This is a genomic window from Sulfitobacter sediminis (assembly GCF_040811725.1).
Lineage (GTDB): Bacteria > Pseudomonadota > Alphaproteobacteria > Rhodobacterales > Rhodobacteraceae > Sulfitobacter > Sulfitobacter sediminis.
The window spans coordinates 125,847-151,141 of the sequence record NZ_JBFNXX010000011.1; the positions used below are offsets into that span (position 1 = coordinate 125,847).

The 25,295-nt window shown below is 62.4% G+C and carries 16 protein-coding genes; 8 read left to right on the plus strand and 8 right to left on the minus strand.

Going from position 1 to position 25,295, the window contains the following annotated elements:
* Positions 1 to 16: 16 nt before the first annotated feature.
* Positions 17 to 673, minus strand: coding sequence for a GntR family transcriptional regulator (locus tag AB2B41_RS15020; protein ID WP_367878627.1), 657 nt, complete (start codon positions 671 to 673; stop codon positions 17 to 19).
* 137 nt (positions 674 to 810) lie between these two features.
* Here AB2B41_RS15020 and dctP point away from each other — a divergent pair, with 137 nt between their 5' ends.
* The 5 genes from dctP (at position 811) to AB2B41_RS15045 (ending at position 6,546) form a co-directional block, all read left to right on the plus strand.
* On the plus strand, positions 811 to 1,794 hold the full coding sequence (gene dctP / locus AB2B41_RS15025; RefSeq protein WP_367878628.1) for a TRAP transporter substrate-binding protein DctP: 984 nt from the start codon (positions 811 to 813) through the stop codon (positions 1,792 to 1,794).
* A gap of 71 nt (positions 1,795 to 1,865) precedes the next feature.
* Entirely contained in the window at positions 1,866 to 2,450 is a 585-nt protein-coding gene (locus tag AB2B41_RS15030; protein WP_367878629.1) for a TRAP transporter small permease, read from the plus strand.
* Positions 2,450 to 3,766 (plus strand): TRAP transporter large permease, encoded by a 1,317-nt coding sequence (locus AB2B41_RS15035; protein ID WP_367878630.1) that lies wholly within the window; start codon positions 2,450 to 2,452, stop codon positions 3,764 to 3,766. The genes AB2B41_RS15030 and AB2B41_RS15035 overlap by 1 nt, the downstream gene beginning before the upstream one ends.
* Positions 3,763 to 5,013 carry a malonyl-CoA decarboxylase gene (locus tag AB2B41_RS15040; protein WP_367878631.1) on the plus strand — a complete coding sequence of 417 codons (1,251 nt, stop codon included), beginning with the start codon at positions 3,763 to 3,765 and terminating at the stop codon, positions 5,011 to 5,013. Before AB2B41_RS15035 ends, AB2B41_RS15040 begins: the two co-directional genes overlap by 4 nt.
* A gap of 9 nt (positions 5,014 to 5,022) precedes the next feature.
* Positions 5,023 to 6,546 carry a malonate--CoA ligase gene (locus AB2B41_RS15045; protein ID WP_367878632.1) on the plus strand — a complete coding sequence of 508 codons (1,524 nt, stop codon included), beginning with the start codon at positions 5,023 to 5,025 and terminating at the stop codon, positions 6,544 to 6,546.
* 180 nt (positions 6,547 to 6,726) lie between these two features.
* Here AB2B41_RS15045 and AB2B41_RS15050 read toward each other — a convergent pair whose 3' ends face one another.
* Positions 6,727 to 7,359 carry a response regulator gene (locus AB2B41_RS15050; protein ID WP_367878633.1) on the minus strand — a complete coding sequence of 211 codons (633 nt, stop codon included), beginning with the start codon at positions 7,357 to 7,359 and terminating at the stop codon, positions 6,727 to 6,729.
* A 108-nt stretch (positions 7,360 to 7,467) separates the two neighbouring features.
* Between AB2B41_RS15050 and AB2B41_RS15055 the strand changes: the two genes are divergently transcribed.
* Entirely contained in the window at positions 7,468 to 9,384 is a 1,917-nt protein-coding gene (locus AB2B41_RS15055) for a sensor histidine kinase (RefSeq protein ID WP_367878634.1), read from the plus strand.
* Positions 9,385 to 9,578: 194 nt separating this feature from the next.
* Here the strand turns inward: AB2B41_RS15055 and AB2B41_RS15060 are convergent, their stop codons facing one another.
* From AB2B41_RS15060 to AB2B41_RS15070, 3 genes are all read right to left on the minus strand, one after another.
* A complete protein-coding gene (locus tag AB2B41_RS15060) occupies positions 9,579 to 11,444 on the minus strand; it encodes an adenylate/guanylate cyclase domain-containing protein (RefSeq protein ID WP_367878635.1) in 1,866 nt (621 codons plus the stop codon).
* A 209-nt stretch (positions 11,445 to 11,653) separates the two neighbouring features.
* Positions 11,654 to 13,237 carry an oleate hydratase gene (locus AB2B41_RS15065; protein WP_367878636.1) on the minus strand — a complete coding sequence of 528 codons (1,584 nt, stop codon included), beginning with the start codon at positions 13,235 to 13,237 and terminating at the stop codon, positions 11,654 to 11,656.
* 48 nt (positions 13,238 to 13,285) lie between these two features.
* The gene (locus AB2B41_RS15070; protein WP_367878637.1) at positions 13,286 to 14,956 is read right to left on the minus strand and encodes a Na/Pi cotransporter family protein; all 1,671 of its coding nucleotides are present in this window, start codon (positions 14,954 to 14,956) and stop codon (positions 13,286 to 13,288) included.
* 266 nt (positions 14,957 to 15,222) lie between these two features.
* Between AB2B41_RS15070 and AB2B41_RS15075 the strand changes: the two genes are divergently transcribed.
* Positions 15,223 to 16,767: a DUF427 domain-containing protein gene (locus AB2B41_RS15075; protein ID WP_367878638.1), complete on the plus strand. Its 1,545-nt coding sequence runs from the start codon at positions 15,223 to 15,225 to the stop codon at positions 16,765 to 16,767.
* A 324-nt stretch (positions 16,768 to 17,091) separates the two neighbouring features.
* A complete protein-coding gene (gene bhcC, locus AB2B41_RS15080) occupies positions 17,092 to 18,255 on the plus strand; it encodes a 3-hydroxy-D-aspartate aldolase BhcC (protein WP_367878639.1) in 1,164 nt (387 codons plus the stop codon).
* Positions 18,256 to 18,264: 9 nt separating this feature from the next.
* Here the strand turns inward: bhcC and AB2B41_RS15085 are convergent, their stop codons facing one another.
* The 3 genes from AB2B41_RS15085 to AB2B41_RS15095 are packed head-to-tail and all read right to left on the minus strand — an operon-like array spanning position 18,265 to position 25,282.
* Complete coding sequence (locus AB2B41_RS15085; protein ID WP_367878640.1) at positions 18,265 to 20,247, minus strand: DNA/RNA non-specific endonuclease; 1,983 nt, start codon at positions 20,245 to 20,247, stop codon at positions 18,265 to 18,267.
* 44 nt (positions 20,248 to 20,291) lie between these two features.
* A complete protein-coding gene (locus tag AB2B41_RS15090) occupies positions 20,292 to 23,435 on the minus strand; it encodes an ATP-binding protein (RefSeq protein WP_367878641.1) in 3,144 nt (1,047 codons plus the stop codon).
* A complete protein-coding gene (locus AB2B41_RS15095) occupies positions 23,432 to 25,282 on the minus strand; it encodes a trypsin-like serine peptidase (RefSeq protein WP_367878642.1) in 1,851 nt (616 codons plus the stop codon). The genes AB2B41_RS15090 and AB2B41_RS15095 overlap by 4 nt, the downstream gene beginning before the upstream one ends.
* Positions 25,283 to 25,295: the final 13 nt, after the last annotated feature.

Genomic DNA, 25,295 nt, shown 5'->3' on the forward strand with positions numbered 1-25,295 from the left:
CCATGCGGAACATGCCTTATTCGGCGGCGTGTTTCAGTGACGCGACCAGGTGGTGAAACTTTTCGCCCTGCACGGCGACATGGGCACGCATGGCCTCGGCGGCCCGGTGCCCGTCCCCTGCCTCGAGCGCCGAAACGATCTCTTCGTGCTCGGCCATGGACTGTCGCAGGCGCCCGCGCAGGCGCAGCTGCAAACGGCGGAAGGGATGTAGAAGCTTGTGCAGGCGCTGGCACTCCTGCTCGAGAAAGCCGTTGCCGGACTGCTGGTACAGGATCGCGTGAAACCGCTCGTTCTCGCGGTAATAGCCGTCGTGGTCGCGCGCTTCGACGGCGGCATTGCAGCGCTCGTTGGTGGCATGCAGGTTTTGGAGGGCTTCCTCGCTGATGCGCGCGGCAGCCAGGCGGGCGCAGGCCGCCTCAAGCTCGGCCATGACCTCGAACATCTCCATCATTTCCACCGGCCCGGGCTGGCGAACAAAGACGCCCCGGCGCGGTATCTGCTCGACCAGTCCCGAAAGCGCCAGCCGTTGAAAGGCCTCGCGCAGCGGCGTGCGGGACACATCGAAGCGCTGGGCAAGCTGCTGTTCGTCTAGCCGTTCGCCGTCGGCAAATCCACCTTCGAGGATCAGCGCCTCAAGCGCGTCGGCAATCAGATCTGAGCGTTTTCTTTCCATAAGCCTTGTATACAGTCAAATTCTCTAGAGGACAATAATTGCTTTCTTGTATACAAAAATATTGACCATCGATCACGATGCACTAAAACGTCTGTCGTGAAGTGGCGTGCTGCGCGCCGCAATTGGGAGGAACCAGCATGAAATTTACTGCAATCGCCGCCGCCGCGGCACTATCCGTTTTCGCGTTTTCCGCCGAGGCCCAGCAGGAGCTTCGCGTCTCGCACCAATGGTCTGAGGGCGACGTGCGCCATAAGGTCGCCCAGATCGTCGCGGACGAAGTTGCGGCTGCGAATGTCGGCCTCGATATCAAGATTTTCCCCAGCCAGTCGCTTTTCAAGGCGCGTGAGCAGTACAAGCCCCTGTCCCGCGGCCAGGTGGACATGATCGTCTTTCCCCTGTCCTACGCGGGCGGCCTGCGCAACGCCTATAACCTGACGCTAATGCCGGGCCTCGTGAAGAACCACGATCACGCCGCGCGCCTGAACGAGAGCCCGTTCATGGAAGAGATCGAAAAGATCATGGCCGAGGATGACGTCATGGTTCTGGTGCACGGCTATCTTGCGGGCGGCTTCGCCGGTAAGGAGAAGTGCATCACAGGCCCCGATGACGTTCAGGGCCTTCAGACCCGTGCGGCCGGCAAGGCATTCGAGCAGATGCTGGCAGGTGCGGGCGCCTCGATCGCCTCGATGTCCTCGGCCGAGATCTACAACGCCATGCAGACCGGCGTTCTGGATGCGGCCAACACCTCCTCTTCGTCCTTTGTCAGCTATCGCATTTACGAGCAGGTTGCCTGCTTTACGCCCGCTGGCGATTACGCGCTGTGGTTCATGTACCAGCCGATGCTGATGAACAAATCCGTTTTTGACGGTCTGAATGCCGATCAGCAGAAGGCGCTGATGGATGCCTCCGCTAAGGCCGAGGCCTTCTACCTCGAAGAGGCCAAGAAGGAAGACGGCGCGGCACGCGAGACATTTGCCAAGAACGGCGTGGAGATCGCCGAGATGTCCGAGGAAGAGTTCAACGCATGGCGTGCCATCGCGCAAGAGACTGCGTACAAGGCATTCCTCGAAGGCTCTCCCGAAGGCCAGAAACTGCTCGATCTGGCACTCGCCGTCGAGTGACCTGACAGGCCGGACGCGCAACGCGCTGTCCGGCCTTTTTCATTTCTCCTGCCAAGAAGAGAGAGGCCGACATGTCCGGCTCGTCCCATCCCCATGTCACCGCGCCCCATGGTGGCAACCCCGTGATCCGCGTCATCGGCTGGCTCAGCCAGCTCTCCGGGATCGTCGCGGCGCTGCTAATCCTCGCCGCCGTGGCGATCACCTGCCAGATGATATTTATCCGGTTCGTGCTGAACGGCTCGACGATCTGGCAGACCGAGGGCGTGACCTACATGATGATCGCCGCGACAATGCTTGGCCTGCCATACGTCCAGTACCTGCGTGGCCACGTGAACGTAGACCTTCTGCCCCTGATGCTGCCGATTGGTCTGCGCAAGCTGCTGGCCTTCTTCGTGCTGCTGCTCACCATCGCCATCACGGGGGCGATGCTGTGGTACGGCTATCACTTCTGGCATGAGGCGTGGGACTGGGGCGAGACGTCCAACACGCCCTGGAACCCCAAGCTCTGGGTGCCCTACCTCGCGCTGCCTGTTGGCTTTGGCCTTTATGCACTGCAACTGGCGGCCGATTTTTTTGCAATGCTCCTCAAGATCGAGGATCCCTTCGGCCTCGGTGCCGAGGCGACACTCGCCGATATCGCGGAAAGGGCTGACTGATGGACCCTTTGACACTTGGCGCAATCGTCGCGATTGCGACGGTCGGCGTGCTTTTCTCAGGCATTTCGGTCGCGGCAGGCCTGCTGGTCGTCTCGGCGGGTTTCCTGATCGTCTTTGACGGCATGTCGGCGCTCAGCCTCATGCCCGAGATTTTCTTCGGCAAACTCGACAACTTTGCCCTGCTGTCGATCCCGATGTTCATCATCATGGGGGCGGCGATCGCCTCGACCCGCGCGGGCGCAGACCTTTACGAGGCGCTGGAGCGTTGGCTGACCCGTGTGCCGGGTGGCCTCGTGGTGTCGAACCTCGGCGCCTGTGCCCTGTTCTCGGCCATGTCCGGTTCAAGCCCCGCAACCTGCGCGGCCATCGGCAAGATGGGCATCCCCGAGATGCGCAAGCGCGGCTACCCGGACGAGGTTGCCGCAGGCTCCATCGCGGCGGGCGGTACGCTGGGCATCTTGATCCCGCCATCCGTCACGATGATCGTCTACGGCATCGCAACAGAGACTTCCATCGGACGGCTGTTCCTCGCGGGCGTTATTCCGGGGCTGATGCTGGTCGGACTATTCATGCTCTGGTCGCTCTATTCCACCTGGAAGTCCGGCGACGCCCACGTGCTGCGCGCGGGCTCCTACACCTGGCGCGAGCGGTTCGAAATCCTGCCCCGCGTCCTGCCCTTTATCCTGATCATCCTCGGCGTGCTCTATGCCATGTACGGCGGCATCGCGACTCCGTCCGAAACGGCAGCAGTCGGTGCCCTGCTGTGCCTCGTGATCGCCATGGTGATCTACAAACTCTGGAGCCCTCTCAAGATTTGGGAAGTGCTGCGCGACAGCACCAAGGAATCGGTGATGATCCTGTTCATCATCGGCGCGGCGGGCGTCTTCAGCTACATGCTGTCCTCGCTCTTCATCACGCAATCCATCGCCGAATGGATCGGCTCGCTTGACGTGAACCGTTGGGTGCTGATGGGGATGATCAATCTCTTCCTGCTGGTTGCGGGTTTCTTCCTGCCGCCCGTCGCGGTGATCCTGATGGCGGCACCGATCCTGTTGCCGATCATCACGACCGCTGGATTCGATCCGATCTGGTTTGCCGTTGTCCTGACGATCAACATGGAAATCGGCCTGATCTCGCCCCCGGTGGGCCTGAACCTTTACGTGATCAATGGCATCGCGCCCGATATCAAGCTCAAGACGATTCTCGTGGGTTCCATGCCCTACGTGGGCTGCATGGTGGTGGCGATCATCCTGCTCTGCCTCTTCCCGGGCCTCGCGCTCTGGCTGCCGGACATGGTGATGGGCCCCGCGCTATGACCCTTCTGGCCGATCTGCTCTCGACGGTTTTCGAGCGGCGTTACAACCGCTCGGGCCGGGGCGCTGTAGACGACGACCGGCCATTCCAGGCGCTCACTGTCGACCTTATGGGGTCCACCGGAGAGGTGTCTGGCGTGGCCGTCGCGCGCAGCATCCTTGCCCGTTTTGCCCGGGCCGACGACGCGGAAAAACGCGCCTTTTTCCACCACCTTGCCGAGGACATGACGATCCTGCCAAGCGCCGTGCGTGACGCGCTTGATGCCTACGAGCAGGGCCAGACCAAGAACAGTTACCGCGCGTTCATGATGGCGGCCGAACCGCCGCGGCAGGAACTGATCCGGCGACTGAACCAAGTACCGGGCGCGACCAAGGCGCTCGTCGCGATGCGGGCGGACCTTCTGCGGCTGGGCCGGGGCGAGCCCGCGCTCGAAGCGCTCGATCTCGACTTCCGACACCTTTTTGCAAGCTGGTTCAATCGCGGCTTTCTGGTGCTGCGCCCGATCAATTGGGAGAGCCCCGCGCATATCCTCGAGAAAATCATCGCCTACGAGGCGGTCCATGCCATCGACAGCTGGGACGATCTGCGCCGCAGGCTGGAGCCCGCCGACCGGCGCTGCTTTGCCTTCTTTCACCCTGCGATCCCGGACGAGCCGCTGATCTTTGTCGAGGTGGCGCTGACGACGGGCGTTCCAAGCTCCATTCAGGATCTGCTTGCCGAGGACCGCGCGCCGCTGGCAGCGGAGGACGCGGACACCGCGACATTCTACTCGATCTCGAACTGTCAGGCTGGGCTCGCAAGCATCTCCTTCGGGAACTCGCTGATCAAGCAGGTGGCGGCCGATTTGTCGCTCGCGCTTTCCGGGCTGAAGACCTTCGTGACCCTGTCACCCATCCCGGGCTTTGGACGCTGGCTTGACGACCGGACGGATACCGCCGAGCCCGACGATGCCGATCGCCTCAAGGCGCTGGCGGCACACTATTTGACCTCCGCGAAACGGCCCGACAACCTGCCGCTGGACCCCGTTGCCCGATTTCACCTCGGCAATGGTGCAGAGGTTTACCGCGTGCATGCCGGCGCGGATACCTCCGACAAGGGCCTGCGCGAGTCGCATGGGGTGATGGTCAACTACCTCTATGACCTCGAGCGCGTCTCGCAGAACCACGAGCGTTTCGCCAGCGCCCAGGAAGTCGCAATGTCGTCCGAAATCCGGTCGCTGAGCGCGGCTGCGGAAAAGCTCACACCCTAGGAGTCGCGCATGACAAACCCGCTTTACGACACCCTTTTCGGTGCCCACGCAGGCAAGTCGGAGGCCTTCCTTCATCTGGCTGACGGCAGCATCTGGAGCTACGAAGACTTTCTCGGCAAGGTCGCGCAAATCGCCCATGCGATCACACAGGCGGGGCTTGCACCCGGTGACCGGCTGGCGGCGCAACTCGAGAAAACACCCCAGGCGCTCGCGCTCTATGGGGCCTGCGTGCAGGCGGGCGTGGTGTTCCTGCCGCTGAATACCGCCTATAAGACAAGCGAACTGGCCTATTTCATAGAGAACAGCGGCGCAAAGCTGGTTCTCTGCGACGAAACCAAGCGCGCCGATCTCGCGCCACTGGCCGAAAGCTATGGCGCAAGGATCGAGACGCTGAACGCCGATGGCAGCGGGAGCCTGAGCGAGGCAGCCAAGGACCTGCCCCTGCAGTTCGACACGGTTGCGCGGGCTCCCGATGATCTGGCCGCATTTCTCTACACCTCCGGCACCACGGGACGGTCCAAGGGGGCGATGCTGACGCAGAACAATCTGCTGTCCAATGCCGAGACGCTGGTAGATTACTGGCACTTTTCATCGGACGACGTGCTGCTTCACGCGCTTCCGATCTTTCATACCCATGGTCTCTTCGTGGCGACGAACGTCATTCTCGCGGCGGGGGGCGCGATGATCTTCCTCCCTAAATTCGACCTTGACCAGATGATCGCCGCATTGCCAAAGGCGACCACCCTGATGGGCGTACCCACCTTCTATACACGCCTTCTCGACGATCCGCGTTTCACTGCCGAGCTTGTCGCCGACATGCGCCTCTTCGTCTCTGGTTCCGCTCCGCTGCTGGCAGAGACGCACAAGGCCTTCGAGGCGCGCACCGGTCACCGTATCCTCGAACGCTATGGCATGACCGAGACGAACATGAACACCTCCAACCCCTACGACGGCGAACGCCGCGCGGGGACCGTGGGATTTCTGCTGCCGGGCGTCGAGCTGAAGATCACCGATCCGGCGACGGGGAAAGCTCTGCCTCAGGGCGAGATCGGACAGATCGAAGTGCGCGGTCCAAACGTCTTCAAGGGCTACTGGCAGATGCCTGAAAAGACGGCGGAGGACCTGCGGGAAGACGGTTTCTTCATCACAGGCGACCTGGGCCAGATCGACGAGGACGGCTACGTGTCGATCGTCGGGCGGGACAAGGACCTGATCATCTCGGGCGGGTACAACATCTACCCAAAGGAAATCGAACTGGTGCTCGACGCGCAACCCGGCGTCCTGGAAAGTGCCGTGATCGGCGTGCCGCATGCAGACTTCGGTGAAACGGTCCTGGGGCTGATCGTGCCTGAACCGGGCGCCGATCCGGACCTCGATGCAATTGCCGCCGAGACGGGCAAATCACTGGCGCGGTTCAAGCATCCCCGAAAGCTTCTTCTGATCGACGACCTTCCCAGAAATACCATGGGAAAGGTTCAGAAGAACGTGCTGCGCGACACCTACGCTGACGCCCTCGCCTCTGCCGACAATTGACGCGCCAACTGCGGAGAGCGCTCGATCTCTGACACTCGCTGACCGACCCGTTCATGTGCCGCAATGCACTGGGGTGCCGCGATGGGCAATTGGTGTGATCGCCTGATGTGCACGGTTTTTTCTTGCGCGTAGGCTGTAGCTACCGAAAACTGGCAAGGGCCTGCCAACGGCGCGGCCGATCTAGCTGTCGACCGAGATCAGGCCAAGCTTGACCGCCTTCATCAGGAGCGTCGCGGATGAATGAACCGAAAGCTTTTTCATCAGGTTGGTCCGATGCGTATCCACGGTCTTGGCGCTGATGCCCATGTCTTCGGCCATCGCGACATTGGAAAGCCCGCGCGCAATGCCCTGTAGCACCTGCAATTCGCGATTGGTCAGCTCCTGTGTCTCGGTCTGTGGTGTGACCACCCCGACGACCGAGCGGGACAGCACCGTCTGTCCCCTCAGCATCCGTGCGATACCGTCACAGATCTCGGCTGGATCATCAGATTTGAGAAAGATCGCGTTCACACCCGCCTCGATCAGGCTGGCAAACAGACTTGCCGAAGGGTGGGCCGTCAGGATGGCGAACTGGGTTTCGGGAGACCAACGCTTGGCCTCTAGAAAGACCTCGGCCCCGTTGGCGCCGGGCATGTTGATGTCAAGGACCGCGCAATCGGGCTGGAGCGCCTTGATCATCGAGATGGCATCGAGACCGTTCTCGGCAATACCCGCGACATCGTGGCCGCGCAACTCAAGCTCGACCGCAAGGCCGGAGGCGATGAGCCGATGATCGTCCGCGACGATGGTGCGGTAGTGACTGCCCTTTGCCATCGGCTCCTTCCGCCGCTTCTGCGGTGTCTTGGCTCCATCTTGGTTGTTTTTCTGGTCGTCACAAGCGTTTTGACGGCCCAGGCAGGACCCGTGTCCGCGCAAGTTTCCGTGACCGAGCTTACCGGTCCACGCCTGCCCGACACCCTTGAAGGCCATATTGCGTACTTGCTGGACCCGACGCGCGCACTGGGCATCGACGAAGTGGCGGACCTGCCGAGGGAAGATTTCAGACCGGTCGAGACCACCTTTCCCGACTTCGGCTATGTCGACGAGAACATCTGGCTGCGCCTCGAGATTTTCAACGCGACAGACGACATCCATTCATGGCGCATTCATTTCCGGGAGAACTTCAAACAGTTCTTGGCAGTGCACATCGTCAGGTCCGACGGAAGCATCGACACCACCTATGACGTTGGCTTGACAGACGGGTTCGACAAACGCCCTATTCCCTACCCCGAAATGGTCGCGCCGATGGAGCTGGCGCCGGGCGAAACCGCAACTCTCTACATCACCTATTGGTCGGAAGGCTCGTCGCACCTGGCCTTTGCGTTCGAAACAGCGGCAAGCTTCGCGGCGACGGCGGCCACGCGCACAGCCAAGAACTTCCTTTACTACGGGATGATGATCCTGCCGGTGCTGCTCGCCCTGCTGGGATTTGCGGTGTACCGGCACGCTGTTTTTCCCGCCTATATCTGCAACTGGATGGCGGCCCTTCTCTACGTGATGCACAGCGACGGGGTGACATTTCAGTACCTCTGGCCGGAAAGCCCCGCGTGGAACAGCTTTGCCTCGATTCCCCTGGGTGCGGCGATCATCATATTTGCACCGAATTTCGCGCGTGTTTTCCTGAACACGCGGGTGAACAACCCGGTCATCGACAAGCTGCTCTGGGCGGTGATCATCGTGGCCACCGCCCTTGTGATCTCCTCACTGTTCCTTGACCGACAGATGCTGAAAAAGGTCCTCGTGCTTTTGTCGCTGATCTCTGTCAGCATGTGCGCCTTCTCCGGCTTTGTTGCTGCCCTGACCCGCTTCAAAGAAGTCCGATTCTTCGTGCTTGCATGGATCGGTTTCCTCTGTGCTGCTGCGATCATGAGCATGCGGCACTGGCTGGGGATCGAAATTTCGCAGGACTTCCAGAACGATGCCATCCGCTCGGTCATGGTGATCGACGCGACGCTTATGGGTCTGTCCATCGCAGATCGCTACAATCAGCTGCGCCAGTCGCGGCAGAAGGCCATCGCCGAACGCTACGAGGAAGAGAACCGCAATCTGAAACTGCTGGCCCGTCTGGCCGACCTCGAGAAGCGCTATGCGCAAGAGACCGAAAAACTGCGCGACCGTGACATCGCCAGCGCCGACACCCTGCACGACCTGCAACAGCCCCTCGCCGTGCTACGGCTGAACATTCGGGCGATGCTCGACAAGAAACGCGATACTCCGGCAGCGGTTGAGGAGATGGAGAGTTCGTTCGCCTATATCGAGGACCTGATGGCCGCCGCCACCCAGCAGCGCGAGAACGAGGTGACGGCAGAGACGTTGGCGACCCACCGGCCAGCGGACGATGCGAATGCCTTCGGGCTGCGCAAGGTCACCGACAGCGTGATGCAGATGTTCCTGCCCGATGCGACGGCGAAGGGGCTGGATCTGCGGTACTATCCGTCAAGCAACGACATCGGCGTCGAACCCCTTGCGGCGATGCGGGTGATTTCCAACCTGCTGTCGAATGCCATAAAGTACACCGACAGCGGCAAGATTCTCTTTTGTGTCCGTCGTCGGGGTGACGATCTGCGGGTCGAAATTCACGACACCGGCCCGGGGCTGTCCAGTGCGGAGTTCGAACGCGCCAAGGGCCGGTCCACCCGTATCTTCGAAACCGCAGAAGGCAAGGAGGGCAAGGGGCTGGGCCTGTCGATCGTGAACGAGATTGCAGAAAAGCATGGATACCACGTCGCCTCTCTATGCGACCGGGCGGGCGGGCTGAGTGTCGGGGTGACCTTTCCTGCGCGGCAAGTCCCGCAATGACGTCCTATACAGGGGGGACACGATCACCTTTGCCATCGCGCATGCAGGACCTGTTTCGAGGACCTTTCAGGAAACCACGCGGTACACAGCGGGAAACATGGCCGTTCTGATTGCGCTATTCCAAAGCTCCCCGTAGGCATTGAGTTTCCAATCGCCGACTTCGCAAACCAGACATCCCAGCTGCGAATCTGCGCTCAGGGCAATCCAGCGGAGCGCAGACTGGATTTGTAGCGCAGACGGGTCGCCTCGTCGGTGAACGTCAGGAAGGTCGGATCCGTATCCACGGTGAAACCGGGCGCCGTCGCGATGACCTCGTGCGCGGCCCATTCGGCATCGTCCTGCATGTCCAGCTCGACATAAGTCGCAGCCAGCATGCGATGCCCGGCGGTGAATGCGGGGTTGCGCTCTACCACGCGTTCGAACAATTCCCGCGCGCGGCTCAGATCGCCGCGGATGTAGTAGGATTGTCCCTCGATCCAGGTGTAGAAGAAGGCGGCAATCGGGTTCAGCTCAATCGCCAGGCGGATCGCGGCAAGCGCTTCCTCGGGACGGTTGGCGTAATTCAGGCTGCTGGCCAGCGTGGCATAGCCATCGGCGTAGTTCGGATCAAGCTTCAGCGCGGCATGGGCCGCATCGATAGAGTCCTCGACTCGACCCACCACGCGGTAGGCCACGGTAAGAACGAAATGCGTCTGCGCCACCCGCGGATCAATGGCGCGCGCCTCCTCTGCCAGTTGGATCGCCTTCTGCCCGGCCACCTGCGGCGAATCCGTCCAGTGCTGTTCGGCCTCCATGGCGTAGGTCAGGGCAAGATCGGCAAGGGCACGCCCATAATCGGGGTCGACCTCCAGCGCGGCCTCGAAGAACTCCCGCGCCTCGAGGTTCGTATTCGGGGAAAAGCGCCGCATCCGTTCAAGCCCGCGCAGCACCAGGTCGTAGGCCTCTGAATTGACCTGGACATCCCGCTTCAGGCGTTCCTCCTCATCCGCCTCAAGCTCGACCGACAGCGCCTCGACGATCTGCTGAACGACCGTGTCCTGCAAGGCAAAGACATTGGTCAGCTCTCCGTCGTAGCGCGCGGCCCAGACATGCCCGCCTGTCTTGGCGTCGATCAGCTGGGCATTGATGCGCACCCGCTCGCCCGCCTTTCGGACGCTGCCTTCGAGCACGAATGCGACGTCGAGTTCCTCACCGACCTTCTGGACGTTCACGGCACGGTTCTTGTAGGCAAAGGTGGTATTCCGGGCGAGCACGAACAGGCCGGAGACCTGGCTGAGATCGGTAATCAGATCCTCCGTCATCCCGTCCGAGAAATAATCCTGCTCCGGCCCGCCACCGAGGTTGTTGAACGGCAGCACCGCGATGGATGGTCTGTCATCCTGCCGGTTTTCGGATACCAGCATATCGGTCTGCGTGTCGGATGAAGGAAATCCCAAGCGGTCGACGGCGAGCCAGCCCCCTACGCCCAGCGCAAGCAGGGCAACCAGAACTGCTGGAATGAACGGACGCTTGCGTCGCTTTTCTGCCGGTACAATGGCCGCGTCCGCATCAAGCAATACCCTGTAGGCCCGAACCGGATGTTCGATGTTCTTGACGCTGACCTCGCCCAGCGGCTCATAGCCCACGTCGACCTGCGATTTCAAATGGTCATAAGCCGTGCCGGAGATGCAAATTCCGCCGGGATCGGCCATTTCCTCCAGCCGTGCGGCGATGTTCACGCCGTCGCCGAATATGTCCCCCTCATCCTCTAGGACGTCACCGAGGTTCACGCCGATCCGGTACCGAATGCGCGTTTCTTCGGGATGCGCGGCCTCGCGCCCCGGCATCGCTCTTTGGACCTCTACCGCGAATGAAACCGCGTCGATCACGCTATCGAAGGTGGCAAGAACACCGTCTCCCATGAGCTTGACGAGGCGGCCGTCATGCTTGGCCAGCAGCGGCTCAATCAGTTCCGAAAGATGCGCCTTTTGCCGCTGCACCACGCCGAACTCGTCCGCCTCGATCAGCCGGCTGTAGCCGACCATGTCGGCGGCAAGTATCGCGCGCAAATGTCGTTTCATGCAGGTCTCCGCACCAAAGCTTAGCCCGATATCCTTTTTGAATCGAGCGGGTTGATGGAAGGACGGCGCAGTTGACTGCGGCGCGCAATTCAAGCTCTGGAAATTCAACCGAAGGGTCTGATCGGCTCTTCCGGAACCGCTCAGAATAGTAAGAACTGCCTGGATTTCCGGCATTTCAGAGCTTTGGAGAGCTGCCCCCGGACGCACGTCTACATCCCCACCAGCACCCGCGCCGCCCGGATCAGGACCATCGGGTCCATGTCGGTCCGCGCGACCGGCGGCGGCGGACTGACGCGCCCGGTGAGACCCGCAACCGCGTTGCGTGCCGAGCGCACGGAGTATTCCACCGTGAAGACACAGTCCCTTGGCTGCTCGCAAAACTGCCCGATCACGGCAAAGTTAGCGGCACCCTGCGGCAGGACAGCCGGCCGGTCACCGGGCTGGCGCGGCATGAACTGGCTGGTGATGAAAGGCATGCGGCAGGGCTTCACCGGCGCCCCAGCGAACCATCTCCTCTGGGTGTCGGCAAGCCGGAGCTGGCCGCACAGCTCCTCGATGATCTCGTTGCCGGTGGCCTGCCACATGGGTTTGCCCACGAAATCGCCGTCCCGGTCGCCGCGCAACCCGTAGCCCCAGAGCACGTATTTGCCACGCTTCTGATCGCGGAAATGGGGTTGATGAAAAAGCACGACAGAAAGCAGCCAGCCTGAGTCCGCGAAAGTGACAAGCCCGCCCGTTCCGGTGCGATTGTTGGTGAAATCCTCCATGAATTCGAAGAACTCCGGGCCGTCCAGCGTCACGGTAAACGAATGCCATGCCGTCTTCTGGGGATCACTGCAAAAGACCTCCGGCCGCCCGAGACCTTCGTGCCGTGCGGCGAGCCGGTGCCAGAGACGCCAGGCGCCGCCGAAGGTGTCGTCAAGGCTTGGTGCGCGATCGTTGGTCCCCTCGACAGCCCCGTCTGTCATGGAACCAAGCGTGAGGTAGACCCGGTCCTTGTCCGACATATCCACCTTGCCCCCATCTTCAAAGACCAGGGCCGTGATCCGGCGGTCGTCGAGCGTTCCGTCGATCTTAACATCGGTCAATCGGCGGCCCTTCTTAACGACGGTCCCCTTCTCCTCCAGCCATCGAAGAACAGGCGCGATGAGCGAATCGTACTGGTTATACCGGGTGCGCAGGATCCCGGCGATCCGTGTGAAACCGGGAAAGAGATGTATGAACCGGCGCAAGTAGCGGCGCATCTCGACAAGCGCATGCCAGGGCTGAAACGAAAACATCGTTGACCACATCAGCCAGAAGTTGCTCTCGAAGAAAGACGGCTGAAAGAAATCCTCGATCCTGCGCCCGGCCAAGGACCTTTCCGACATCAGGATCAGCCGGTTGATATCGACGATATCCTGCGCATGGAGCGTGAGTTCGAACCGGTCCTCCGCAGGCTTGCCCCCGCGCACAAGGCGACAGTTGGAGGAGCCGGGCACCATCCGGTTGAAGGCCATGATGTCTTGCGTGACAGAGACGGAAGGATCGTCGGCAGAGGGGATCGTGTCCAGCAGATCGAAGGTGCAGGCGAAATGCTCCTCGAACATGCGCCCGCCCCGGGTGAGATATCCCGCTTCGGCATCCCCCGATCCGTCCAGCGCACCGCCCGCCACATCGAGTTGTTCGTAGATATGGATGTCCCGCCCCGCGCAACCGGCATCCCGGATCAGGTAAACGGCCGCCGCAAGCCCCGCGATCCCGGCACCGACGATGTGATGCTGCGCCTCTTCCATTCTTGTTCTCCTCCTCACGCCCGCATTCAGACTAGGACGCCAGAATTCCTGCCCCCTTGATCTCGGTCAGTCCGGCTTGGCTTCCGGCGGCGCCCGGAACAGACCAAGCTCGGTCCGCGCGATACGGCGGATGATCTTGAAGAGGTCATCGAGCGTTTCGGTCAACTCGATCTCGCGCGTGTATGTCTGAAGCCGCTTGCCGTCTCCGATGCGCAGGCGCTCGGACTCGTGCAGGGCGAAACGGTCGATCATGCTGGAAAAGGTCGGCTTGCGCGCCCGCACCGCCTCGGCCAGACTTGCGTCTTGGGCATCAAGCGCCTGCATGGTGCCATCGAAGGCATCGACAACCTCGCGGTGCAGCTCGGCGATAATGCCCGCGGTCGCCGGGCTGATGTCGATCCCCTCCTCCATGCGCTTGCGCGCCGATGTGACAAGGCTGGTCGCGACGAGGTCGCCCGCATGTTCGAGGTCGTTGGCGATCTTGATCAGCCCCACCAACAGGTCCGACTGATCGGCTGGCAGGCTGCGCAGCGAAATCTCGCGGGTATAGCGCACGATCTCGCGGTGCAGCAGATCGACAGGCCGGTCCATGACCGCCACCCGGTCAACGTCGAGCGGGCTGCCGGACGTCAGCGCCGGGACAGCCGCCTCCAGCATCTCGCGCACCAGTCCGCCCAGGCGATGTATCTCGCGGCGCAGCGCGTCAATCGAAAGCGCGGGCACACCGAGAAACTCGGAATTGAGGAAATGCGGAGCGAACTCGGGTTCTTCCCGTCCCGCACGGTCAGGCAGAAGCCGGAGTGACAGGGCCGCCATCGGTCCGGTGAAGCCGATGAAGAAAAGCGCGTTCAGGACGTTGAAGAGCGTATGCGCATTGGCAAGCTGACGCGGCATGTTTACCTCCCCCGCGGGCGAGAGAGAAGTGGCGAAACCCGCCAGTTGCGGGATGAACCAGATCCAGATCATGACGCCGCCCACGTTGAACAGCGTATGCACAAGCGCCGCGCGCACGGCCTCGCGCGGGTGACCGATGGAGGCGAGCAGCGCGGTGACACAGGTGCCGATGTTCGCGCCGAGCATCACGGCGACGGCGGATTCAAGCGACATCAACCCCTGCCCCGCGATCACGATCAGAATGCCCGTCGTTGCCGAAGAAGACTGGACCAACGCGGTGAAGCCTGCGCCGATGACCACAGCAAGCCAGACGTTGTCGAGCGAAGCGAGAAAGTCGATCACCGGGCCATGGACCCGCAGCGGCGCCATGGCATCCCCCATGATCGACATGCCGAAGAACACCATGCCAAGCCCCAGCAGGATGCGACCGTACTCGCGGGTTGACCTGCTCTTGGCGATCAATCCCGCGAAGAAACCCACCGACAAGAGCGGTAGCGCAAGCGCGGTAACCTTGAAGGCCAGAACCTGCGCGGTGATCGTTGTACCGATGTTGGCCCCTATGATGACGGGAACCGACTGAGCGGTGCTCATCAGCCCCGCCGATACAAAGCCCACCAGCAGGACCGTGGTGACCGAGGACGACTGGATCACGGCCGTGATCCCCGCACCGGCGAGGAGCCCCTTTACCCGGTTTCCCGTCATCCGCCCCAATACGTCCTTGAGCGATGCGCCCGCGATCTGCTTGAGCGCGCGCGTCAGGATATCCAGCCCGAATAGAAACAGCGCAAGCCCGCCGATCAATCCGGTGCCGATCTCAAGCTGGTTCAGGGTGTCGCCTTCCATGTCAGGATGCTTTTCCGGGTCTCGGTTCATTTCAGCACATTGCGAGGGCAGCAAACCCTTGGGCACGTCCCGCGCCGATCGACCGCGTAACCCTCATCGCCGTGCTCGTTTCAGGATCGACCAATTCGCCCTGCCGTCCCATGATTTGGATCAACCGCTCACGCGCAGGTGAAGCGCGCCCTCGCCGCCTGGCCTTGACGGCTCGGCATCCGGCAGCCAGCCTTATGTGCAGAGGTGACAGGATCAGGAAGGAACTACAGGCTGGTATGTCTCGAAGTACCGACACCAAGAGCGAGGGCTACGGCATTCGCACCGTGCCGCTCGTCGGGCGCGTGACCGCGGTGCGCGACGGAGCGGTTCTCGCCTCAAGTACGTCGGCGAAGGTCATGTACGAGACAAGGCTGCCCCCTGTCGTCTATTTCCCGCAAGAGGACGTGCTGGCCGATCTGGGGCCGCAGACCGAGTTGCAGACCTTTTGCCCCTTCAAAGGCACCGCCCGCTACCGCGACCTCACTATCGACGGTCAATCCTTTCCGAACGCCGTCTGGTCCTACGACGACGCCCTTCCGGAAAGTCGCGGGATCGAGGGGCACCTGGGATTCATGCCGACCGTGGGAGCGGAGATCGACATCGGCGAAAACCGGCTGGAGCCGGACAGGTCCGGTCACATCAGTGGGCAGCTCACCGACTGGCTGCTGCGAGAGGCCGCCTATATCGGATCGCCCGAGGAATTGACCACCGCGCTCTGCGAGAGATTGTCTGACCAGGGCATCCGCCTGTCGCGGCTGAGCGTGATGATCTGGTCCCTGCACCCGCTGATCGCGGGCAAGAACTATGTCTGGGACAAGGCGACGGGTAAGGTCACGACCTTCGCCCCGTCATACGAGATCTACGATCATCCGGGCTTCGTAAATTCGCCCCTCCGGCATGTTTCCGAAGGACTTGGTGGCATCCGGCAGAAGCTCGGTGAGAAGATCGCCGAGAACAGCTTTCCGATCCTGCAGGACCTGCAGGACCGCGGCGCGACGGACTATGTCGCGATGCCGCTTCCCTTCTCGAACGGGCAGATGAACGTGCTGACCCTTGCCAGCGATCATCCCGACGGGTTCACCACCGCGAACCTCGGGTTGGTCTTCGAATGTGCCTCCACCATCAGCCGGTTCTACGAAGTCTTCACCCAGCGCGAAAACGCCCGGTCTTTGCTGGAGACCTACGTCGGCAAGAGGTCCGGCGCGCGAGTCCTTGGCGGTGAAATCCGCCGTGGAGACGGGGACAAGATCGACGCAGCCATCATGTTCTGCGACATGCGCGACTCGACCCGCCTGGCCGAAAGCCTGGAAAGGGATGTCTACCTCGACCTGCTCAACCATTTCTTCGAGACCGTCTCGACCCTTGCCGACGCACACGGCGGCGAAGTGCTCAAATTCATCGGCGATGCCGTGCTCGCCGTCTTCCCAGCAGGGGACGATGCCGAGGCCGCCTGCGCGCAGGCGATCGAGGCAGCAAGGGCGATTGTTGCCGCGCTCGACCAGCCACGCGGGGCAGACACGCCGACCTGCAGTTCCGCCATAGGGATCGACTTCGGCAGCGTGCTCTACGGCAATGTCGGTTCGCGCGAGCGGCTGGATTTCACGGTGATCGGCCATGCGGCGAATGTCGCTGCACGGCTTTGTGACCGTGGAAAGATGACGGAGCACGCCATCGTTGCGACCGAAAGGGTAGTGGGCAAAGACGCCCGCGTGACACCCTTGGGCGCGGTGGATCTGCGTAATGTCTCCGCAACGGTGAATGCCTTCTCGATTGCACCCTGAGGATCGGAACCTTATCAATCAGCGGGGCCCCTTCTTTCTTGCGTCAATTGTTCTGACTCGGGCTAAGTTGGAAGACACCCGGACGTCGACGGACTTGTCGTGCGCATTGTGCTCATTCATCCCAGCATTTGTTCCGTTGGCGCGGAGATAGCAAGCACTCGGCCACCTGCTTGAGCGGGCATTTCCGGCGAACCGGGTTTGACGACATCCCCTTCATCGACGCCACGAACTCCAGATCGGACGATCCGCTTCTCACCTGTCTTTTCTTCTCGATCTCACTTCGCTACCTCAGGACAGAAGACCAATACGCACGGAGGCAGAACCATGCAGGGCGAGGATCGATCGGAGAACCTGGAACTTGGCTATGACGTGCCCGCCACCATCGGTATGGACGAATCCGATATCGTCACCCCCTGCCTTGTCCTCGACCTGGATGCGCTCGAACGCAACATCCGCAAGATGGGCGACTGGGCCCGCGCCCAAGGGATGCGGCACCGGGTACATGGCAAGATGCACAAATCAGTGGACATCGCCCTTCTGCAGCAGCGTCTGGGCGGCGCCTGCGGCGTCTGCTGCCAGAAGGTGTCCGAGGCAGAGGCCTTCGTCCGGGGCGGGATCACGGATGTGATGATCACCAACCAGGTCCGACACCCAGTGATGATCGACCGCCTTGCGCGGCTGCCCAAACTGGGCGCACGCGCGCTGGTCTGCGTCGACGATCTGGACAACGTCGCCGAGCTTTCCAAAGCCGCGCAGTCCAACGGCACCGAGATTGAGGCGCTGGTCGAGATCGACTGCGGCGCAAACCGCTGCGGTGTGACCGAGACGGCCGATGCCGTCGCCATCGCCAGGGCGATTGACGCGGCACCGGGTCTGAAATTCGCCGGCATCCAAGCCTACCAGGGCGCGATGCAACATCTGCGGTCTTACGCGGAACGCAAAGCGAAGGCCGACGTCGCCATTGCGCAGGTAAAGACCCTTGTGGCCGCGCTCGATACCGAGGGGCTGGCCTGTGACATCATCGGCGGCGGTGGCACCGGTTCCTACCCATTCGAGGGGGCGTCAGGCATCTACAAAGAGGTTCAATGCGGCTCCTACGCTTTCATGGATGCGGACTACGGCCGCGTCCTTGACGAAAATGGGGAACGCATCGACGCGGGCGCATGGGAGAATGCCTTTTTCCTGCTGACCCGAGTGATGAGCCATGTCAAACGGGGGCGCGCCATCGTCGATGCGGGGCTCAAGGTGCAATCGGTCGACAGCGGGCTCCCCGTTGTCTTTGGCCGGACGGATGTCGAATATGTGCAGTGCACGGACGAACATGGCGTGGTCACCGACCCTGAGAGTGCTCTGCAGATCAATGACACGCTGCGGCTTGTTCCCGGCCACTGCGACCCGACCTGCAATCTGCACGACTGGTACGTCGGGCTGCGAAACGGCAAGGTCGAGACGCTTTGGCCTGTCAACGCACGCGGAAAGTCTTACTGATAGCCCTCTTCAGAGGACGATATTCTCGTAGCCATGCACCGTGACCACGGGCCGTGGTGCGGGGCCTTCACTGGCCAATTGCGCCACGCGTCGGGCCAGCGGGTCAGCAGACTTCAGATCCCCGAAATCAAAGCCGCTCATTTCCTCCAGGTCCGCGATCCGGGTCTGGAAGGTCTTGAAGGCACCGAACTCAAAGCCCTCCACTGTCTCCCTATCACCCTGATCCATCAGCAACCGCTGGATCAGCTGCCCCTGGCTCAGCACATAGGCAGTCGCGTGCGGGCGCAGGATGCCGAGCGAACCTTCCTCTTCCGCCAGCATCGTAACCACCTTGAAAAAGTTGAGCGGAATGGGTGAGCCCGTGTCCTTGAGCATTGGCTCATCGCCGACAAGGATCGGCCCCGTAAAGACGCAGCATTTGAACCCGTGGGTGCGCGCGTTCGACATGATGTAGTCCTCGATTCCCAGCCATTGTGAGCGGCTGCGGTTGAAGGACATGTGCTGGGGGCTTGCCACCGTGTAATGGAAACTGTCGGCATTCGACTGCTTCGCCTGTTCCTCCGTCTCGCCCCAATTGGTCGCCGCGCGGCGAACGAGATGCCCACGGTCGATGGCGGAATCATCGTAGTCGTTCTTGCCAAGCTGGTCGGCAGCGGGCAGTCGCCCGTCCGAGAACCACTTGTCGCTGCCCCGCTTCTGCGGCCTGGTCAGCGTTCCGTCGAGGTTCATCGCCGCGAGGATCGGGCTTTTCAGTTCACCGGAATAGAGGACCCCGAAGTTCTGGTAACGCAGTTCGTGCGGCCTTTCCGCCGTGGCATCCGACGGCTTCGAAAGCGTGATGCCGGCCGGTGTCTTCGGCAAGGGCACGGGCGCGACCTGCAGAAAAGCCGGGTCGTACCCGCTGCGCCCGTCGAAGTGGTCCGCATCATGCGCGCCATCCGGGCGCTCCGGCTGAAACCCTTCCGAGACCAGCACCTGCGGCTTGGCTGTACCGTCCAGCACCTTTTTCAGCGTGCTTGCACGCACCGCCGAATTGCCCACGGCAAAGCGCCCCGCGAAATGCAGACCGACGACTTTACCATCCGACAGGCGGATCACCGGGCTGCCGGAATTGCCGCCGAGTGTGGTGCAGTCGTGACCGAGGATGCTGACACCGTCCCGAACCTTCAGCTTGCCGGGCGCGAAGCGTTTGATATCGTAGAGGCCCTTGAAATACTTTTCCATCTGCGTGGGATCGTTGCGCAGCCCGTCCCGCGCCGGGTAGCCCACGACGGCGACGATGTCGTCGTCCTCGCCATCCGCGTCGGCAAGATCGAGCGCCTTGAGTTTGAAAGGCGCGTCGGCACGGGGCTTCTCGATCCGGCCGATGGCCACATCGGCCGAGGCGTCGTCGGCCAAGTAGGTAAACTTGTCGATGCGAAAAACGGCATCGGGATTTGGATCGGCGTCTAGTTCCTCCACGAAATCGACCTGCGCACCGTAAGGCACGTTGGCCGGGGCGAACGTGAACACACCATCGCCCCTGAAGGTGCGCCGCGCGACGATCTCGGCCACGTGTCGGTTCGTGCAGATGAGGAAATGATCGGTCTCTTCCTTGATCACCCAGGCCGTACCGCCCCAAGCCATGTCATGGTGCAGGAATTCCACCCGACCCACGAAAGGCAGGATCGGTTCGACCCCGGTAATGAGCCCGTCGATGCCGGGCGGGAAATCCTCGTTCAGGGTATGCTTGCCCTGCACCTCGCCATCTTTGACGATCAGAGGCGGACGGCCGACCATCAGGACAAGTGCTTCAAGCTGAGAGGGCTCACCGCCCGCCGCTTCCAACCCCGAGATTGGCTTGTCCATCAGTTCCGTAGCCATGTCCACGCTCATCCCCAGTTCCTCAAGGATCGGCGGCGACGCGTCGATCACCGCGCGGGCCTTTTCGATTGCGCCGCTGGCGCTCAGCCGTTCCAGCCGTCCACGGCTCTCTTCTTCGCGATTGCCCATGTCAAATCTCCTTTTTTCAATCGTTTAGGCCAGGCGAGCACGCCTCAGAAAATTTCGGCCTCCGGCACGCCAAGTTGGGAAAGGACCGCGACCGGGGCCTGCAGAACCCCGGCGAGCCCCATATCGTCGAGCGCGGCGAGCCTGTCTTCCAGCGTTTGCAGACCGGATATCCTCGCGTAGGGCGCTTGCAGACGGCGGCCCAGGATCGCAGCACCCGCATCGCCGGTGACGCCGCCCGGATCGTCCCAGATGCGGATCATCCGAAGGGCACGCCCCCTCGGGTCAGATGAGCCCAGCAACACTTCGGCGCGCTTCTGCACCAGCGCATCTTGAGAAGGCCCTTCCCAGCCCTCGGGCATGCCCCTGCCAAAGCGCCAGATGCCAAGCGTCGCCTGTTGCCAGCGCTCGGCCGCGCGGGCGATGGTCGGCAGATCGGGAATGGGCGAAAAGAAGCTGTAGCCTCTCGCGAATTCGGCGATCAGACCCAGCGCATGGATAAGCAGCACCGCCTCCTCGGCCCTGTCACCCGCGCGCGCCTGCGCCTCAGCCGTGCCCTCCATGTCAGGCACGAAAAGCTCCGCAAGCTCGGCCAACATCCCGCCCAGCGCCGCTGCGTCACGCAGCACCTTGCTGTCCGCGTCACCGGAGAGATCCTCCAGCAGGGCGCGGATAGGCTCCGCATAGGGATTGAGCGGTGCCATGACCTGCGTAACCGCGGGCAGGTCCAGCGATGCCGGATCCTGCTCTCCGGGTTTGAAGAACAAGCCGTATTCCGCCCGGAACGCGTTGCTGCGCTCTGCGCTTGCGCGATCGAACCGCGTGGCTTGCTCGGGCATGAACCGCGACACCATCCCAAGGCTGCCGTGCTCGCTTGCCATCTCGGGCCCCGCGGCAACGAGATGCGCAAAGGCCAGCGCGCCGCCAGAAAGTCCCGTGCGCTGGCTGAGACTGACCGCGTGCTGGACTGCGTCAAAGACATGCGGCTCCTCCATGCGTTTACAGAGACGGTCAAAGCGGAACTCGGCCCAGATTTCCAGAAGGGCCAGACCGCTGAGGCCGATGTCCTCTTCAATCGCATGATCGATCAGGTCATCCGGCAGCTTCTCGAAAAGCGTCCGTGCCATCGACCAATGGCCGGTCTGCCACTGGTGCGTGACCGCCAGCAGCGCGGCTTCTCCCTCCAGCCGGAAGGGCTGGGCCAGCAGTCGTTTCATGATGAAGGAGGCCTCGCGCCGTTCGCGGGATTCAAGCATGTTGCGCAGATCGGCCAGCCCGCCCGTGTCGATGGGCGCGGCATCCCCATCGAAGTCCACAAGCGCAAGGCGGCTGTGTGATACCTCGGGAAGCGCGCGAAGCCAGACCGCCTCGGGCGGTGCCGTGACGGCGCTTTTCTGTGCGAGCCGTCGATAGCCATCGTCGGGGGGTGCCGATGTCTCGACGCTTTCCACCACCCGCGACCGCTGGCCCTGTGCCCGAAGGACAGCGTCCTGCGCATCCGGTGGCAGGTCTTCCAGCAACGCTTCGGTCAGTTGCCGCGCCAGTTCAGGGTCGATGCCGGGCATCTCCGCGCCCGCGCGGGTCAGTTGCAGACTGTGGTAAAGGGCACGCACCGGGTCGATGTCTGCGAATACCTCCGCCGCCACCTCATTGATCCGCCGGGTATGCGCGGGGCTCTCGGAATAAGTCAGCTCCAGTATCTCGCGCCGCACGTCGTCGATGTGGGCAAAACGACCGTCGCCCACAGGCCGGACCATCCATCGCTGCATTTCCAGCAGGTCGAGAAGCTCGCCCGCCTGGACCTCGTCCATCGGGATTTCCAGCGCCGGGCCGATGATCTTGCGAAGCTCCCAGTTCCCAAGTTCCGGCAGGATCAGCCCTTCGGCGGCGATCTCGCGGATCTCGGTCGGAACGCGCGACAGGATCGCACGATAGAGATATCCGGTGCCGGCATCCCTGATCTGATCGTCTGCAAGCGTCCCGTCCCCGTTCCCCTCCTGCAAGGCGCGTGCAACCAGTATCAAGCGCAGGGGATTGCCCTTCGACAACGAAGCGATGCGCTCGTGCAGCTCGGGCGGCACGTTGCGCTTGTGCAGGATCGCGCGCGTGACCTCGTCGTCCAATTCCTCCAGCCGCATCAGGCTGCGCAACCGCGCATCGTCCTCGGCAAAGATCGGGCCACGCCCCGCCGAGATCATACTGATCTCCAACCGCTCCTTGTCGGCAAAGCGGTCCAGATCGCCCAGGAGGCGGTGCACGAAAGTTGCGCCATGGCCATGCAACACCTCCAGCGTGTCGAGCAGGAAGAGAAGTTGCCGGTCCCTTCCGGCCATGATGTCGATCATCCGGTGCAGCAGGTCGAAGGGCACGGCATCGGCCCGCTCTGTCCCGATCCGCGTGCGCCGTTCGGCGCTGCGCAGACGCAGCTCGTGCAGATCGCCGGCAATCTCCGGAATGGCGGTGCCAATCTGGCGGGAAATTTCGTCGAAAACGGCGTCTGTCGCGCCCGCGCTGAGGGACGACCTGTCGAAGTCAAGGCGCACCATGACGATGCGCGGGCGCGCGCGGCAGAGCTTGCTAAGCTGCTCCAACAGGAAGGTCTTGCCGACGCCGGGCAGCCCCTGGATGTGAAGCGTGTGCAGAGGGGCGGCGCGCTCGGGGTTGTCCAGCACATCCAGCAGTGCCGCGATCTCCTGCTCCCGCCCGACGAAGGCATCTCCCAACAGCGCATCCGTCGCCTGCTGACGGCGGGCAAGGTCCAGCTTGCTGCTCAGCGCGAGAAGCTGACCGTAGCCGGGTGCCGCCGGTCCGGCCTGCTCCAGCGTGGCCACCGCGACCGAAAGCGTGTCGATGGGCGCGGTATCGCGGACCATCTTTTCCAGCCCTTCGGGCGCATAGATGCTTTCTCCTTTCAGTGCCGCGCTGATCTCGGTGTCGGGCAGCGCGCCCTGTGGTGGGTCCTTGCTGAGTATCTTGCGCCTGGCGATGGGGCGCATTTCCCATCTTTCGCCGCGCGTCGCGCATTTCTCACGCAGGCTCGACAGAAGCTGGCCACGCAGGACGATATCGTCGGCGAATTCTGCCGGCACCACCTCGGTCAGAAGGTCACGCGGCAGGAAGTCGTCCACGAGGGCCGCTTGCAGAAAGAGCGCCGCGCGCAAATCTTCGTATTGCGTCTGGTCGTCGGTCACAGGCCAACCCCCGTACGCAATTTGACCAGCAGCCTGATCCGTTTCACAGCGCGCTCAAGCTCATCGAATATGTAGACCCCGGTGCTTTGATCATCGAGCCCGTTGGTCACCTGCTGGACGAGGTCCTGCATGATGATCGGGTTGATGTTGTCCTCCTTGTTCAAATCCGACAGCATCGCCTGCAGCGTTACCTGCACATCGGCATCGGTAAACCGGCCCAGCGGATCGACCAGCAGTCCGGGCTTGCGCGCGGTATCCGCCTCCTGGGCACGCTGGAATTTCAACGGGGCCAAGGCATACTGCTCGAACCCGACAAGGACGAGCCGCAGATTTCTGTGAGTGACCAGCCATTCGGCCAGGTGTTCGAACTGGGTGCGCGCGCTGTCCGAAAGCTTGCCATCGGGGGGCGGTTCGAAGAACAGCCAGAAAGTCGCACCCTCGTCGGCCGCCCGCCGCTGCAGATCCTGCGCAAGCCTCACCGCGCGGTCGCGTGCTTCTGCCACGTCGCTCGTCTCTCCGGCGCGCACTCCGGGGGCGGCCCCGGCAGCGAGCGCTCCCAAAACCTCCAGCGCCAACGTCGAAATCAGATCGGTCTCTTCAAGGTCGGTGGCGATCTGGAAGCAGAGGTGCTTTGTTTCCGGATCGGACGGGCGGATGCGGTTCTTCAGGAAGGCCCTGAGCATCTCGAAACTGAAGCTCAGACCCGTGGTCTTTGTCGTATCCGTCCGGCGCACCCAGATCCCCCGCATGAGCGAGGCAGGCTCCTCCACCATTTTCGCCAAACCCGCGAAGAACTGGCCGCGTCCGATGATCAACTGGCCGTCGATGTCGTCGTCGAGTGACCAGAGATAGCGTCTTGGCCTGTCCCGCGCGATGGCATCGACGAAGCCCGGGGCGGAGGCAAAGACCGCGTGCGGGACGAGCTTGCGGAAATCGTTCCAGCGGCCCTGATGGATGCCGATGAACTGCAGGTCGCGATCGAAGGCCAGCCCGCCCGAAGAGCCGCCCGCGGTATCCACGTCGTGCCGCAAGCGGATGTCGTCCAGCCCGTCGCGAAGAACCCGTCCCCGCGTCAGCCCACGGATATTACCTTGCGGATAATGCACCAGCGTCATCAGCCGCGACCCGACCCAGTCGACCGGGGGCTCTGGCAGCGTGCAATAGCCATAGCTGAGCCCCAGCGGCAACCCCACCCGCAAAAGCGCTGCATCCCGGTGCTTGTCCACCTCGGCTGCAGGCGGCAACTGGCCGTTGCGCTCGCTGTCATGGACCGGAGAGTACCAGACGCAGCGCGCCTCGTACTCGCGCCCGTCCGATGTTTTGACGGTGATCTTGGGCAAAGCGGGGGCCGCGCCCCCGTCCTCTTCCGCCTGCCGTTCGGCGGCAATCACCTTGTCGATGACATGCGCAGCGGTGAGCACCAGCCGGTTCGAGATGAAGGCCCCCGACCCCTCGGTCACTCCGTCCACTTCGATCCGGCAACGAAAGGCCGAGGCGCGCAGGGCAAATCCGCCGATCTTTTCAAGCGGGAAGTCGTTGGGCACCGGCTCGGGGATGGCGGCACCGGCCAGCGGCGGGATGTTCTGGTCCCATGTTTCCGCCTCGCTTCGGGGAATCAGCTCGATCCCACGGGCGTTGAGGAAGGCCTCGACGCTGTCGCCGAGGTTCCTTTGGTCGATCACCTGTTTCAGCACATCGGCAAGGTCCTGGCCGTCCTGTGCCAGCACCCGCAGCCCGTCGAGGTTCATGGGCCGTACCGGATCGGGGAAAAGCTGCTCAAGCGCCAGTTCCACCACGGGAGCATGGCGCTGCAGAACGTCGCGCAGGTTTTCAGCGGTGATCGGCATCCCTTTCCTTTAG